This is a genomic window from Microbaculum marinum (assembly GCF_037855135.1).
GTDB classification, from domain to species: Bacteria; Pseudomonadota; Alphaproteobacteria; order Rhizobiales; family Tepidamorphaceae; genus Microbaculum; species Microbaculum marinum.
Genome location: NZ_JAZHOF010000001.1, coordinates 17,581 through 32,821, shown reverse-complemented (window position 1 = coordinate 32,821; position 15,241 = coordinate 17,581). Strand labels below are relative to the sequence as shown.

The following is a 15,241-nucleotide window of genomic DNA, read 5'->3' as shown; positions in this document are numbered from 1 at the left end:
TCCCCTATTCTGCGGCGTCGGCGCTCCTGACGCCGTCCGGCGCCTCGCCGAAACGGCGTTCGATGTAATCGATGACGAGGGCCTTGAAGTCCGCGGCGATGGCGGGACCGCGAAGCGTCAGTGCCTTCTTGCCGTCGATGAACACCGGCGCCGCCGGGGTCTCGCCGGTGCCCGGCAGCGAAATGCCGATATCGGCGTGCTTGGATTCGCCCGGTCCGTTGACGATGCAGCCCATCACCGCGACGTTCATCGTCTCGACGCCGGGATACTTCTCCCGCCAAACCGGCATTTCGACGCGGATGAAGTCCTGGATGTCGCTGGCCAGTTCCTGGAAGACCGTCGAGGTTGTCCGCCCGCAGCCCGGACAGGCAGTCACCACCGGCACGAAGGTGCGCAGCCCCATCGCCTGCAGCATTTCCTGGGCAACCTGGACCTCCGTCGTGCGGTCGCCGCCGGGTTCCGGCGTCAGCGAGACGCGGATCGTGTCGCCGATGCCCTCCTGCAGCAGCACCGCCATCCCTGCCGTCGACGCGACGATGCCCTTCGAGCCCATGCCGGCCTCCGTCAGGCCGAGATGCAACGCATAGGCCCCGCGCCGAGAAAGCATCCGGTAGACGGCGATGAGGTCCTGAACCTGACTGACCTTCGCCGACAGGATGATCCGGTCGCGACCCATGCCGATCTGTTCGGCCCGCTCCGCCGACAGCAGGGCGGACTGGACGATCGCCTCGTGCATCACCGCGCGCGCCGACATCGGCGCCGGCGCGGCGGCGTTCTCGTCCATCAGGCGGGTCAGCAGCTCCTGGTCGAGCGAGCCCCAGTTGACGCCGATCCGCACCGGCTTGTCATACTCGAGTGCGGCCTCGATCATGGCGCCGAACTGCAGGTCGCGCTTTTCGCGGAACCCGACATTGCCAGGATTGATCCGGTACTTGTCGAGCGCCTCCGCGCAGGCGGGATGCTCGCGCAGCAGCTTGTGGCCGATATAGTGGAAGTCGCCGACCAGCGGCACGTTGACGCCCCGCAGCACCAGGCGGTCGCGGATATGCGGCACCGCGGCGGCCGCCTCGTCGCGGTCGACCGTGATGCGGACGATCTCGGAGCCGGCACGGGCAAGGGCTGCGACCTGCGCGACCGTCGCCTCGATGTCGGCAGTGTCGGTGTTTGTCATCGACTGGACCACGACCGGCGCGTCGCCGCCGACCACCACCCCGCCGAGGCCGGGCTTGCCGACCGCCACCCCGACTGTGCCTTGTCGCGGTGCCGGTCCGCTGTGCTCGTTCATCGGCTGTTCGCTCATCGGCTGGTGAGTCCCTTGTTCCGGCGGAACTACTGTACGGAAGGTCGGCGCTGCGACGCGGCGCAATGGCCGCACAGCCCGTCGATCTCGACCACGGTCAGATCCGGTGCGAAGCCGCTGGCCGTCGCGACACGATCGATTTCCGCCCCGACACCCTCGGCGATCGCCTCGCCGACATTGCCGCACTCGCGGCAGATCAGGAACACCACCGTATCGTGTGCCGCCTCGCCGGCCATGCAGGCGACGAAGGCGTTGCGGCTCTCGATGCGGTGCACGAGCCCCTGCTGTACGAGGAAGTCCAGTGCCCGGTAGACGGTGATCGGCGCGGGCCGCTTGCCGCCGTCGGCCATGGTGTCGAGGATCTCGTAGGCCCCCATCGGCCGGTGGCTCTGCGCGAGCACGTCCAGCACCCTCTCGCGCTGGCTGGTCAGCCGCACGCCCCTGCGCCGGCAGATGGCGTGCGCGACGCGCACCACGCGATCGGTGCACACGTCGTGGTCGTGTTCGGGGTTCGGGAAATCTGCCATTTTACCTGGCCAGCAGCCTGGCCGCATGTGATCGAGGGCGCTGTCGCGCGGGTTCGGATGCCTACAATATAGTCGCCTCCTCATAACAATGAAGCGAAAGCCGAAGCTAGCGGATTTTGCTGCGTTGCAATATGCGATAGACAGGACGGAACGGAACCCTCGGCCACCAGAAAAGGATCGCCGCATGTCCCTTCAGAGTCAGCTGTCCCTAAAGGGCAAGTCCGCCATCGTCACCGGATCGACCTCGGGCATCGGTCATGCCATCGCCGACACCTTCGCCGCCGCCGGCGCCAACGTCACCATCAACGGCTTTGGCGACGCCGCGGAGATCGAGGCCGTCCGCGCCGAGATGGCGAACAAGAACGGCGTCGAGGTCCGCTACTCGGCGGCCGACATGACCAAGGCGGACGATATCGCCGCAATGGTCGCCGATGCCGAGAAGGAATTCGGCTCCGTCGACATCCTCGTCAACAATGCCGGCATCCAGTATGTCGCCCCGATCGAGGAGTTCCCGATCGAGAAGTGGAACGCCATCCTGGCGATCAACCTGTCGGCGGCCTTCCTTGGCATGCGCGCCGTCGTGCCCGGGATGAAGAAGCGCGGCTGGGGCCGGATCATCTCGACGGCGTCCGCCCACGCGCTGGTAGCCTCGCCGGACAAGGCGGCATACGTGGCCGCCAAGCACGGGCTCGCCGGTCTCACCAAAGTGGTGGCGCTGGAGACCGCCGAGCACGGCATCACCGTCAACGCCATATGCCCGGGCTACGTGTGGACGCCGCTGGTCGAGAAGCAGATCCCCGACACCGCCAAGGCGCGCGGCATGACCGAGGAACAGGTCAAGAAGGACGTGCTGCTGGCCGCCCAGCCGACCAAGGAATTCGTCACCGTCGAACAGGTCGCCAATCTGGCGCTGTTCCTCACCACGCCCACCGCCGCCTCGATCACCGGCTCGCTGCAGTCGATCGACGGCGGCTGGACGGCGGAGTAATCCGCCATGGCCGCTTCCAGGGGCAAGTCCGGCAAGACCACCGCAAGGAAGGCGGCCAAGCCCCGCCGGTCCGCCGACCCGGCGACGCCGGAGGTCGCCGCCGCCGATACGCCCGCGGAAAAGATGATCACCGGCAAGGGTCGCGTGCGTACCGGACCGGGCGAAGAGGCGCCCGTCTACATCGACGATTCGGGGAGGGACAAGGCGGGCTCTGCCGGCTCGAATGCATCGCGCCGCGTCAATTTCGCTTTGCAGGGCGGCGGCGCCCACGGCGCCTTCACCTGGGGCGTGTTGGACTGGGTGCTCGAGAACGCGCCGGTCGAGATCGACGCGATCAGCGGCACCAGTGCCGGTGCCATGAACGCCGTCGCACTGGTCTCCGGCTACGAGATGGGCGGTCCGGACGGCGCCCGCGAGGTGCTCGCGCAGTACTGGAAGGCGGTGAGCCGCGCCGCCCGCACCTCGCCCGTGCAGCGCACCCTGATCGACCGGATGTGGGGCAACTGGAGTCTCGACTGGTCGCCCGGCTTCGTCATGGTCGACGTGATCAGCCGGTTCGTCTCTCCTTATGAATTCAACCCGCTGAACCTCAATCCCCTGAAGGAACTGATCGAGGGGATCATCGACTTCGATGCTGTCCGGCGATGCGACACGATCCGGCTGTTCCTGTCGGCGACAAACGTGCGCACCGGCAAGGTGAAGGTCTTCCGCAACCGCGACATCACCGCCGACCACGTGATGGCCTCGGCCTGCCTGCCGCTGATGTTCCAGGCCGTCGAGATCGACGGCGTGCCCTATTGGGACGGCGGATATTCCGGTAATCCGGCGCTTTGGCCGTTCTTCTACGAGACCGGCACGCAGGATCTGGTGCTCATCCAGATCAACCCCATCGAGCGGTTCGAAACGCCGAAGACGGCGCGCGACATCCTCAACCGGATGAACGAGATCACCTTCAACTCCTCGCTCCTGAAGGAACTGCGCGCCATCGCCTTCGTCGACCGGCTGGTCGAGGACGGCGTGCTGCCCCCGGAGAAGTACAGGAGCGTCCGCGTGCATGTCGTCGATGGCGGCGAGTTCCTCAACGACCTGACGGCATCCAGCAAGTTCAACGCGGAATGGGAATTCCTGACCTATCTGCGCGATGCGGGACGCGACGCCGCTGCCCGTTTCCACGAGTTGCATCACGAGAAGATCGGCGCCAGGGCCACTGCTGACGTGCGCCGGATGATCGACTGAAAGGCAAACGGGAATTTGCCTCCGCGATTTCCTGTGCTGAAGTGCCGTTCATGACATCTGTCGAGATCGTCGTGGCCGACATCACCACGCTGAAGGTCGATGCGATCGTCAACGCGGCCAATCCGGCGCTGGAGCCAGGCGGCGGCGTCTGCGGGGCGATCCACCGGGCAGCCGGGCCGGAGCTGGCCGGGGCCTGTTCGGCAATCGGGTCCTGCCCGACCGGGGAAGCGCGCATCACCGGCGGCTACCGCCTTCCCGCACGCCACGTCATCCACGCTGTCGGCCCGGTCTGGCGGGGAGGCGGCGAGCACGAGGATGCCGCCCTGGAAAGCTGCTACCGGGCGTCGCTGGCGCTCGCGCAGGCAAACGGCCTGCGGTCCGTCGCTTTCCCGGCGATCTCGACCGGCATCTATGGCTTTCCCCCGGACCGGGCCGCGCGGATCGCCGTGCAGGCGGTCCGCGATGCCGTCGCCGCCTCACCGGACGCCTTCGATCGCGTCGTGCTGTGCTGTTTCGACGAGATTTCGGCACGCCGTCACGAGGACGCCGCGGAGGCCCTGTCACTGCCCGTTTCGCGCCGCTGAGACCCCGCCCGTCTTCCATCGCACGCGGCAGCCGTTAGGATGCCGCCACTTCTCACCGCGTACGGGGACCATGACAAACGAAACCGCCAATCCCGGACCGCTCGCCGGCATCCGCATCCTCGACCTCACCCGCATCCTGGCCGGGCCGACCTGCACCCAGCTCCTCGGCGATCTCGGCGCCGACGTCATCAAGGTGGAAAAGCGCGGCGAGGGCGACGACACCCGCAAGTGGGGACCGCCTTACGTCAGGGATGCCGACGGTGCGGACACCACGGAAAGCGGCTACTACCTGTCGGCGAACCGCAACAAGCGGTCGCTGTCCGTCGATATTGCCAGGCCGGAAGGCGCCGCACTCGTGCGCAGGCTCGCGGCGAAGTGCGACGTGCTGGTGGAGAACTTCAAGGTCGGCGGCCTTGCCAGGTACGGCCTCGGCTATTCCGATCTGAGCGCGAACCTTCCCGGCCTCGTCTACTGCTCGATCACCGGCTTCGGCCAGACCGGCCCGAATTCCGGCCGCGCCGGGTACGATTACCTGGCACAGGGCATGGGCGGGATCATGTCGATCACCGGCGTTCCCGGCACCGAGCCGGTCAAGGTCGGCGTCGCCATCGCCGACGTGATGTGCGGCATGTATGCCTCGACCGCGATCCTTGCCGCACTCCGCCACCGCGACGCCACCGGGCGCGGCCAGCATATCGATATCGGCCTCGTCGATACCCAGGTCGCCTGGCTGGTCAACGAGGGCGTCAACTATCTGACCTCGGGCGTGGTGCCGGTCCAGCGCGGCAACGCCCACGCCAATATCGTGCCCTACCAGGTCTTCGAGACCTCCGATGGCCACGTCATCATTGCCGTCGGCAATGATGCCCAGTATCGGCGGTTCTGCGATTTCCTTCAGGCTCCGGAACTCGCCGAGAATCCCCTCTTTGCCACAAACAGTGCCCGGGTCCGGAACCGCGAGGCGCTGGTTCCGATGATCGCCGATCGCCTCAGGGTCCTGACGCGCACCGAAATACTGGCGGGCCTCGAAGTGCGTGGCGTGCCGGCCGGGCCGGTCAACACCATCGCCGACACCTTCGCCGAGCCGCAGGTCGCCGCCCGCGACATGAAGATCTCGATGCCGCACTCGCTGGCCGGCTCCGGCAGCGTCGATCTGATCGGCAATCCCTTGAAGTTTTCGGCAACGCCGGCGAGCTATCGCCGCCCGCCGCCGGTTCTCGGCGAGCACACCGACGAGGTGCTGGACGAGGTGCTCGGCCTAGACGCGACCGAACGGTCCAGGTTGCGCGATGACGGCATCGTTTGAGGCCGCGCCGGGTGAAGTGCGGCACCAGGGGTTGAAATAGGCGGAAGCGGTGACCACATACTCGTCATCCAGCCAGATTGGACGGTGTTTTCAGCGCGGCTCATGACCGCCGCAGAAAACGATGAAGGATCAGCACGGATGTACTGCGATCCTCCCCGTTCCCTGATCGCCCTGAATAGGCCCATACGGCCTGGGCGGTCAGCTGGTCTGGTGTTCCTCGCATTGCGGATCTCCAGATGTCTCATGGCAAGTTCGATACCCCGGCCGAACTCTATTCGAGCCGAAATCATCGCGCCGGCCGCTTCAGCGGCCTGAAGTACCGGCGCTTCGAGACCCTCGCCGAAGCGGTCAAATATGCCGTCGAGGAGATTCCCGGCCAGCTGCATTTCGCCTGGATCGAAACCGGTGATTCCAGCTTTCGCGCCGCCGAGATCAGGGATATCTACGGCAGCACCGAATTCCCCCTCCCCCGCGCCTGACGCCGCTTCAGAAGGTCGCCGCAGGCAGGCTCGCTTCCGGCGGCCCCGGTAACTTCTTGAACTCTTCCGCCCGGAGCCAAACGAGATCCCGGGACTACGTTCCTATGTGCCCGCGAGGTCGTTGAACAGGCTTGCGACCACCGACAGCCGCGCAAGGCTCATCGGGCCGCGCTCGATCTCCCTGATCGCCGCCGTCATCCGCTCGACGCTGCGCCCGCGGGCCTCGAGCCAGGCCTCGAGTGCGGGCTTGCCCTTCTTGCCGGTTGCCAGCACGTCGGCGACCAGCCTGCGCTGGGCTTCCGTCATCAGGTCGATGGTCCGGTTGAGCGCCAGCCGGTCGTAGTAGTCGTTGACCGCCAGGTTGCGCGCCGCGTCGGTGATCTGCTCGATCTCGAAGTGTGATGTGAAGGCATAGAACGTCTCGGCAACCGCCCTGAGGGGCTTGCCGGTGCGATCCGACACGAGAACGATATCGGGTGCCCGGGAGAGAAGCTGCGTACTGGCGGCGCGGGCGGCCAGATCCTCAGGCAGACCCGCGGCAACCAGCGTCTCGCACCGCTCCGCGATTCGCTCCATCGCATCGGCAGGCGCGACCTTGTCGAGGTCGGCGATCAGCTTGGCGGTGCCCTTGCGATAGTGGCCGATGATGTCTGCCAGGCCCTGATCGAGATCGACGTTGCGAAGGAACCACGCGGTTGCCCTCAGCAGCAGGTCTTGCAGGACGCCATAGAGTTCCAGTTGCAGCGCGCCGGGAATCCTGTTGTCCAGCGCGTCGAGTTCGCCGTTCACTTCCGTCAGCCCGAAGGCGTTGCGCGCCGCCGCGAAGGCCGCCGCGATGTCCGGCACCTCGGCACCGGTCTCGTCTCCGAGGCGCACCATCATGGTCGGCCCGCAGCGGTTGATCATCGAGTTCGCCAGCATCGTCGAGATGATCTCGCGGCGCAGCCGGTGATTCTCGATCGCCTCGGGGAACTTCTTCTGTAGGCGTTCGGGAAAATACCGCATCAGTTCGCGACCGAGATACGGATCGTCCGGCACCGTGCTCTTCAGGAGCCGCGCATAGAGGTCGAGCTTTGCGTAAGCGAGCAGCACGGCAAGCTCCGGCCGGCTCAGCGGGTGCCCGCGGGCTTCGCGTGCCTGCATCTCGGCGTCGTCCGGCAAGTGCTCGACCTCCCGGTCGAGGTCGCCGCGGGCCTCCAGATCGCGCATGAAGCGCTGCTGGAAGCCGAGGCTTTCGGCGCCGCGCCGCTCGCTCAGCGACAGCGCCAGCGTCTGCAGGTAATTGTTGCGAAGGACGAGGCCGGCGACCTCCTCGGTCATCTCGACGAGCAGCCGGTTGCGCTGCTGCAGCTTGAGCTGGCCGGACCGGACCACCGGACCCAGCGCCACCTTGATGTTGACCTCGAGATCGGAGGAGTTGACGCCGGCGGAATTGTCGATCGCGTCGGTGTTGATGCGGCCGCCCGCCTCGGCGTACTCGATCCGGCCGAGCTGGGTTACCCCGAGGTTGGCGCCCTCGCCGACCACCTTGACGCGCAGCTGCGGCGCAGTGATCCGGATGGCGTCGTTGGCCCTGTCGCCGACCTGATCGTCGGTTTCGGTCGTCGCCCGGACGTAGGTGCCGATGCCGCCGAACCACATGAGATCGGCGTCGGCCTTAAGGATGGCGGACATGATCTCGATCGGTGTCGCCGTCTTGCGCCGGATCTCGAGCAGGTCCTGCATCTGCGGCGACAATGGAATGGCCTTCTCCTGCCGCGAGAAGACGCCGCCGCCCTCCGAGATCAGGTCGCGGTCGTAATCCTGCCAGCTCGACCGCGGCAGAGCGAACATCCGCTGGCGCTCGGCGTAGCTCGACGCCGGATCAGGATCGGGGTCGATGAAGATGTCGCGGTGATCGAAGGCGGCGAGCAGCCGGATCTGCTCCGAAAGCAGCATGCCGTTGCCGAACACGTCGCCCGACATGTCGCCGACGCCGACCACCGTGAACGGCGTGGTCTGGATGTCGACGTCCTTCTCGCGGAAGTGGCGCTTGACGGCTTCCCAGGCGCCACGCGCGGTGATGCCCATCTTCTTGTGGTCGTAGCCGGCCGATCCGCCCGAGGCGAAAGCGTCGCCGAGCCAGAAGTCGCGGGACTCCGATATCTCGTTGGCGATGTCGGAGAATGTCGCGGTGCCCTTGTCGGCGGCAACCACCAGGTAGGGATCGTCACCGTCGTGGCAGACGGTGAGAGCCGGCTGCACGACATTGCCGTCGATCAGGTTGTCCGTGACGTCGAGGAGGCTGTTGATGAAGATCTTGTAGCAGGCCACCCCCTCGGCGAGGATCGCCTCCCGGCTGCCTGCGGGCTGGTGCTTCGGCACGAACCCGCCCTTGGCGCCGACGGGCACGATGACCGCGTTCTTGACCTGCTGGGCCTTGACGAGCCCGAGCACCTCGGTGCGGAAGTCCTGCGGCCGGTCCGACCAGCGCAGGCCGCCGCGGGCGATCTTGCCGAACCTCAGGTGCACGCCCTCGACCCGCGGGCTGTAGACGAAGATCTCGACGTAGGGCTTGGGATCCGGCAAGCCGTCGACGGCGCGGCTGGAGAGCTTGAATGCCATTGCCGCCTTCGGCTTGCCGTGCACATCGGTCTGATAGAAGTTGGTGCGCAGCGTCGATCGGATCAGATTGATGAATCGCCGGATGATCCGGTCCTCGTCGAGGCTCGGGACGCCTTCCAGGGCAGATTCGAGCCGGTCCACGACCGCCTGCTCTGACGCCTCGCGGGATTCGCGGCCGACCGCCTCCGGCATGAACCGGACGCGGAACAGCTCGACCAGCATCCCGGCGATGTCGGGATGGCGCTGCAACGTCAGCCACAGATAGTCCTGACTGTAGGCAATGCGGATCTGCCGCAAGTAGAGCGAATAGGCGTGCAGCACCGCGATGTCGCGCCATTCCAGGCCTGCCTTGACGACGAGGGCGTTGTAGCCGTCGTTTTCCGCCTCGCCGGTCATCACCGCCCGGAAGGCGGCACCGAGCGGCTCGGCGAGGCGATCGAGGTCGATGGCGGCGCCGTCGGCGCGTTCCAGCACCATGTCGTGCAGCCAGATCTGGGTCGTACCGCCTTCCCCGGGACGGCTGATCCGGTAGGTGCGTTCGTTGATGACCTTGAAGCCCATGTTCTCGAGAATCGGAACGCGTTCCGACAGCGGCACCGGTTCGGCGACCCGGAACAGCTTCAGGCCGAGCCGTTCCGGCCGGTCGGCATCGGGGCGATGGAACTCGATCTCGAGAGTGTGCTGGCCGACCAGCCTCTCGATGACGCCAATGTCGCCAACGACGACCCGGGCCGGGTAGGCGGCCTGATAGGCGGTGGTGAACGCGTTCTTGTAGCACTCGAACAATTCGTTGGCGCGCATCAGGTCGTGGGTGTCGGCGAGCGCCTCCTTGAGATTGTCGGACCAGGTGCGGACGAGCTCGGCTATCCGCGATTCCAGATAGGACTGGTCGGGAGTGGGAGTCTCGCCCTCGTAGCGCCCGATGATGTAGTGGACCCGCGCCAGCGCGCCTTCCGGATAATAGGGATAGAAGGCCGATACGCGGCCCCCGTAGGAGCTGGCCAGGAGCTTGCCTATCGACCGGCGCACGTCGGTGTTGAAGCGATCGCGCGGGACGTAGACCAGCACCGAAACGAACCTGTCGAACTTGTCGGGGCGCGCCAGGACCCGGATGCGCGGGCGCTCGCCGAGTTGCAGGATCGACATCACCCATTCGTAGAGCGTCTCGATGTCGATCTGGAAAAGCTCGTCTCTCGGGAACGTCTCGAGCACATTGAGCACGGCCTTGCCGTTGTGGCTCTCCGGGTCGAACCCGGTGCGCTGCATGACCTGCTCCACCTTGTGGCGAAGGTAGGGGATCGAGCGGACGCCGCGGTTGTAGGCCGACGAGGTGAACAGGCCGATGACGCGCAGCTCGCCCGTCAGATCGCCGTGGTCGTCGAAGGTCTTGACGCCGATGTAGTCGAGATGGACGCGGCGGTGGACCAGCGACTTGACGTTGGCCTTGGTGACGATCAGCGGCACCGGCTGCATCAGGAAGTCGCGCAGTTCCGGCGTGTAGGTGACCCATTCGCGGCCGCGCCTGAGCACCATGACCTCCGGATCGCGCAATATGCCCAGCCCGGCTTGCTGGTTCGTTTCGATCCTCTCCAGCCGGCCTTCCTTTAGGCCGCCGACGAAGGCGTATTCGCGCATACCCAGGAAAGTGAAGTTGTTGTCGGCCACCCAGTCGAGGAAGTGCACCGCCTCGGCGATCTCGTCGGCGGCGATCGGCGGGGGATTGCGCCGGTAGCCGTCGATTGCAGCGGCCAGTCGCTCGCGCATCGGCTTCCAGTCCTGCACCACGATGCGGACGGCGTCGTCGACGCGTCCGAGCGCGGCTGCCGTGTCCCGTCGTGCGAGATCGCTGTCGATGCGCGTGATGTGGATGTGGATGTGGCTTTCGCGCACGACGCCGGCGCCGTCTTCCGGCGCGGCAAACCCGAAGAACCTGGTGCGCTTGCCTTTCGAATCGCGCTGCACGTAGACGATCGGGTGCAGGACCAGCTTCACCTCGTAGCCACGGTCCTGCAGTTCCGACATCGCCGAATCGAGCAGAAACGGCATGTTGTCGTTGACTATTTCGACAACCGTAACGTCGTTCAGCCGGGAATCGGGGGAGGCGTCTTCAGGGTCAGGATCGAAGACCCGGATCTTGTGCTGGCCCGGTTGGCGAGTCGCCGCGAACGCCCAGGCCGACCTGGCCAGGTCGGCGAGGTCGGACGGGCTGTACTCGGCAAGATCCTCGTAGGCGGCTTGGGAAAACAGGCAGTCGGCAAAGTCCCTCGACTGTGCGGCCCGGGAGCCGCCCGGCAACTCCTTCAGCACCTCGTCGATGAGCTGGCGCCGGTTCTCGTTGTCCCGCTGCAGCATTGTGTCTCCCCTTCTGCCCGCACGGCTTCACGACCGGCGGAGTTATTAGGCAGAGTGTTCGACAGAATGGCGACGGTGTCGAGACACCGTCGCCATATGGACCGGCCGAGACGCCTCAGGGGCTTGTCCGGCAGGCTTCCACGAATTCCTGCGCCGTCGCGGAGATTGCCGGCAGCTTGCACGGCCTGTTTTTCGGGCAGGCCCGCATGTAGGCCCAGTGGGTTACCTGGACCGTATCCCCGGTCGTCATCTGGAGTTCCATCGCCCAGCTGCCGCGGTGCCGCCGCATGGTGCCGACCCCGGTGATCCGCTCACCGCTGGAGCTCTCCATCGGCGCGAAGGAGACGTTGAGTGTCCCTTCCGGCGTGACGGAGGCGGCCATGCGGTTGCAGGCCGGATCGCTGTCGGGCGGCACCTTCCTGGGATCGTCCGGGCCGAGGAACTGCGCCCGTGCGATGCCCCAGTAGTAGCCGTTCGCATAGCCGTCGATGGTATAGACGGTCTGATCCCTGAGCGGGATGACGGCCTCCGTGTCAGGCGACGTCATGATTGCAGGAAGGTTGTACGTGGGAACGTACCAGACCGTGCCTTCCAGCCACGACCAATCCTCGGTCGACGGCTTCGGCTTCCCCCACTCGGCTGCCGCCGGCCCGGTCAACAACATGACGGCCGCGGCGCAGACCAGAAAGCGCACCAGCCCCAAACGCACGTCATTTCGCATTTGTTCTCCGTAAGCGTTGAAGTACCCCTAGATTGGGCGCTCACCCGGAGCCCGGGTGGGACCGCTCCGAACGGCCGCCGCGTGGCAACGACGCCCCGCCGCCAGCATACTGAAACTAAACCGGAGGACATTAATGCCCGATGATCGCGTCACCGCATTGGAAATCGCCGAGGAAGGGGAACTGACCGATCGGCAGAAGGCATACTTCGAAAAATGCGTCGAGAAGCTCGGCATGATCCCGAACGTTCTGAAGGCCTATGCCTTCAACCCCGAAAAGCTCGACGCCTTTACCACCATGTACAACGACCTGATGCTCGCCGACTCGGGGCTCTCAAAGCTCGAGCGCGAAATGATCGCGGTGGTCGTGTCCAGCGTGAACCACTGCTTCTACTGCCTCGCAGCCCATGGTGCGGCGGTGCGGCAATATTCCGGCGATCCGGAGTTGGGGGAACTGATGGTGATGAACTATCGCGCCGCCGACCTGTCGCCGCGTCACAGAGCGATGCTGGATTTTGCCTGGAAGCTCAGCGAAACGCCCGCCGTCGTCGACGAAGCCGATCGCGAAGCCTTGCGCGGGGCCGGGTTCAGCGACCGCGACATCTGGGACATCGCGTCGGTGACCGCGTTCTTCAACATGACGAATCGCGTCGCGATCGCGACCGACATGCGGCCGAACCCGGAGTATCACGGACAGTTCCGCTGAGACGGAACTGCTGAAACATTTGTGTCAATTTGAATCGGGCCCGGAAACAGCGAAGAAATTAAATCTTGGTAGGGAACACGACGTGGCAAAGCGCGTTAACCATATCCGTGATAGGGATTGACGCATCAGATGGAACGTTCCATTTTTGTTCTCATGAACGCATCGGTGAAAATCGCTGAATCCGGACCTGTCGTGCCGCACGTGCTCGACGGGATCCCGTTCGCCGCCGATTTCCGGTATTGGACCGGCGGAAGCGGCAAGAGCTATCTCACCCGCGGATTCCCCATAGACATGGCCTCGGATTTTGCCGGTGCGCCGGTGATTCTTGCTGCCGTCGACGAAGACGGTCGCCGCGAGGCCGTCTGGATCGGGCTGGCGGTGGGCCGCCGGTTCGAAGCGGGTCTGGCGGCAGCCAAGGCCGCCGGAGCCACGGAAGCCCACGTCCACCTGCTGGCGGTCGGGGCGGAGGCCCGCACGGCGGTTCTGCGCGATCTTCGCCGCGCCCTCGGCGCGGCTCCGAAGCGCGCTTCGGCCGAGTCCGGCGCGTCAGCCGGGCACCGCGATCTCGCGGCCTGAATCGTTCAGGACGCCGGGAGTCCTTCGGGCGTCCGCAACGCCCTGCCGACCACGGACAGGCGCTTGTCGACAACCCCGATTTCGTCCATGTGGTCTAGCGTCGCCAGTACGTACTCCGCATTTGCACCGGACTGGCCCTGGCCTTGCCGCACGTAGCGGATCTGATCCTCGAACGACAGCTTGCCTGCATATTGCGGGTGTTCCCGGTCGACCACGTAGCACAGGGCGGGTGCGGTGCGCCGGGTGCCGTCCAGGATCTCGATCTGACGCGTCGCTTCCAGGTAGACCATCGTGACCTGCTCGCGTGCGCGCAGATACGCCACCACCTCGTCTCGCAAATCTGGTTCGACCCTGAATGCGACTCCCCGGCAGGCCCCCCCGCGATCGAGCCCGAGTACGAGACCGGGCCGCTCGGGCGTGCCGCGATGGACGTGGCTGTAGACGCACAGGGCGCGATGCAGGCCGATCAGGCGCGCCGGGACCCGCTCGACATGAGAGAACCCCGGCCGCCACATCAGCGAGCCGTAGCCGAAAACCCAGAAGTCCGTCATACTCTGACTGCCCGTTCCTCACACGCGGCGGGTTCCGTTCCGTCCCGCGACAAGTCGCTGCCCTACCAACGCCCCGATCCATTGGCAATGTCTGGGACCTCGGCCGGCCTCCCCCGGCGTATGCACGCTCCCTCTCCGCCGGCCGGCAAATCCGGAGTTCGAGATGACCGCACAGTCTGATCCACCTTCTCCGGAACGCCTCGGCCGCCCACCGCGATTCGTGGTGGCGGTTCTGTCGCTGGTGGTGCTGGCGATCGCAGGCTGGAGCGCGGTCTGGTATTTCGGTACCCGCAAGGCGGACGCCCTGATGACCGAATGGCTCGCATCGGAAGCTGTGAAGGGCCGCACCTATGAGTGCTCCCGACACGGTATCGGAGGCTATCCGTTCCGCGTCGAGGTGTCCTGCAAGTCGCCAGTTCTGGATATTGCCGACAGTGCCCCGCGCATCCGCGTGGAGGCGAGGGATTTCCGCGCGGTCGCTCAGGTCTGGGACATCAGCCACGTGATATTCGAGATCGACGGGCCGATACGCCTCGAGTCCGGCGATCGGAGAAATAACCCGGAGATGGCGGTGAACGCCGACTGGCAGTTGCTGCAGGGCTCGCTGCGCGCGCCGGAGGGACGCGTTGCGCGCGTGGACCTCGCGATCACCGGGCTTACCGTGACGCCGGATCCGGCAACGCTGGGACCTGCGGGCGGAGCAGCCGTTTCCGCCCGGCATGTCGATCTGCACGGCCGCAACACCGAGTCGCGCTCCGGCGTCGGCCGCGACTACGACGTGGCGTTCGGCGCTCAGGACCTCGTCGTGACGCTGGACGGGCGCGCGGCGCCCGAGGCAGTCGACGTCGCCTTCGTCGGGCAATTTGATTCGATGCCCTATCCGCCGCCGCGCGAGCCCGAGGCCTTTCTCGCTGCCTGGCGCGAGAACGGCGGCAGCGTTGCGGTCGAGCGGCTGAGCGCCGCGCAGGGTGACAGCGAGATCCGTGCCAGCGGCCGCGTCGTTCCCGACGGCGCAGGACGGCCGGAAGGCACAGTGACGGTCAGTCTCGCCGGGCCGGATATCAATACGCCGGGCTCGGCCGGAGCGTTCGGAGGGCTCGCGCCGATTATTGCACTGGCCCTGAGGCTGACCGGCAAACCGGATCAGATAGACGGGCGCACGGCGTTGTCGGGAGAAATCGAAATCCGCGAGGGCACCGTCTATCTCGGCGCGATGCCGATCACGGAACTGCCGCGCCTGTTCTGACGTTCCCGGATGGCGCTGAGACTCCAGGATTGGAGTTCGATTCCGCGCCGACCCATTGGGCACGGCGG

The 15,241-nt window shown here is 66.0% G+C and carries 13 protein-coding genes; 8 read left to right on the top strand and 5 right to left on the bottom strand.

Annotated elements, in window-relative coordinates; genetic code table 11:
* Positions 1–4: 4 nt before the first annotated feature.
* Positions 5–1,300, bottom strand: coding sequence for a flavodoxin-dependent (E)-4-hydroxy-3-methylbut-2-enyl-diphosphate synthase (gene ispG / locus V3328_RS00145; protein ID WP_340327607.1), 1,296 nt, complete (start codon positions 1,298–1,300; stop codon positions 5–7).
* A gap of 29 nt (positions 1,301–1,329) precedes the next feature.
* Positions 1,330–1,827, bottom strand: coding sequence for a Fur family transcriptional regulator (locus V3328_RS00140; protein ID WP_340327606.1), 498 nt, complete (start codon positions 1,825–1,827; stop codon positions 1,330–1,332).
* Positions 1,828–2,011: 184 nt separating this feature from the next.
* On the opposite strand from V3328_RS00140, the gene V3328_RS00135 reads away from it, so the two are divergent.
* The 5 genes from V3328_RS00135 to V3328_RS00115 all read left to right on the top strand — a co-directional run bounded on the left by V3328_RS00135 (position 2,012) and on the right by V3328_RS00115 (position 6,420).
* Positions 2,012–2,815 carry a 3-hydroxybutyrate dehydrogenase gene (locus V3328_RS00135; protein ID WP_340327605.1) on the top strand — a complete coding sequence of 268 codons (804 nt, stop codon included), beginning with the start codon at positions 2,012–2,014 and terminating at the stop codon, positions 2,813–2,815.
* Positions 2,816–2,821: 6 nt separating this feature from the next.
* On the top strand, positions 2,822–4,051 hold the full coding sequence (locus V3328_RS00130; RefSeq protein ID WP_340327604.1) for a patatin-like phospholipase family protein: 1,230 nt from the start codon (positions 2,822–2,824) through the stop codon (positions 4,049–4,051).
* Positions 4,052–4,101: 50 nt separating this feature from the next.
* Positions 4,102–4,635 (top strand): O-acetyl-ADP-ribose deacetylase, encoded by a 534-nt coding sequence (locus tag V3328_RS00125; RefSeq protein ID WP_340327603.1) that lies wholly within the window; start codon positions 4,102–4,104, stop codon positions 4,633–4,635.
* Positions 4,636–4,705: 70 nt separating this feature from the next.
* Complete coding sequence (locus V3328_RS00120) at positions 4,706–5,941, top strand: CaiB/BaiF CoA transferase family protein (RefSeq protein WP_340327602.1); 1,236 nt, start codon at positions 4,706–4,708, stop codon at positions 5,939–5,941.
* Positions 5,942–6,177: 236 nt separating this feature from the next.
* Complete coding sequence (locus V3328_RS00115; RefSeq protein WP_340327601.1) at positions 6,178–6,420, top strand: hypothetical protein; 243 nt, start codon at positions 6,178–6,180, stop codon at positions 6,418–6,420.
* A gap of 102 nt (positions 6,421–6,522) precedes the next feature.
* Here the strand turns inward: V3328_RS00115 and V3328_RS00110 are convergent, their stop codons facing one another.
* Both V3328_RS00110 and V3328_RS00105 read right to left on the bottom strand, forming a co-directional pair.
* Positions 6,523–11,376, bottom strand: a complete 4,854-nt coding sequence (locus V3328_RS00110) for an NAD-glutamate dehydrogenase (RefSeq protein WP_340327600.1) — start codon at positions 11,374–11,376, stop codon at positions 6,523–6,525.
* Between the two features lie 115 nt (positions 11,377–11,491).
* The gene (locus tag V3328_RS00105) at positions 11,492–12,097 is read right to left on the bottom strand and encodes a hypothetical protein (RefSeq protein WP_340327599.1); all 606 of its coding nucleotides are present in this window, start codon (positions 12,095–12,097) and stop codon (positions 11,492–11,494) included.
* Positions 12,098–12,230: 133 nt separating this feature from the next.
* On the opposite strand from V3328_RS00105, the gene V3328_RS00100 reads away from it, so the two are divergent.
* Complete coding sequence (locus V3328_RS00100; protein ID WP_340327598.1) at positions 12,231–12,800, top strand: peroxidase-related enzyme; 570 nt, start codon at positions 12,231–12,233, stop codon at positions 12,798–12,800.
* Between the two features lie 117 nt (positions 12,801–12,917).
* Positions 12,918–13,376: a hypothetical protein gene (locus V3328_RS00095; protein WP_340327597.1), complete on the top strand. Its 459-nt coding sequence runs from the start codon at positions 12,918–12,920 to the stop codon at positions 13,374–13,376.
* Between the two features lie 5 nt (positions 13,377–13,381).
* Here the strand turns inward: V3328_RS00095 and V3328_RS00090 are convergent, their stop codons facing one another.
* The gene (locus V3328_RS00090) at positions 13,382–13,927 is read right to left on the bottom strand and encodes a gamma-glutamylcyclotransferase (protein ID WP_340327596.1); all 546 of its coding nucleotides are present in this window, start codon (positions 13,925–13,927) and stop codon (positions 13,382–13,384) included.
* Positions 13,928–14,090: 163 nt separating this feature from the next.
* On the opposite strand from V3328_RS00090, the gene V3328_RS00085 reads away from it, so the two are divergent.
* Positions 14,091–15,173 (top strand): DUF2125 domain-containing protein, encoded by a 1,083-nt coding sequence (locus tag V3328_RS00085; protein WP_340327595.1) that lies wholly within the window; start codon positions 14,091–14,093, stop codon positions 15,171–15,173.
* Positions 15,174–15,241 lie beyond the last annotated feature (68 nt).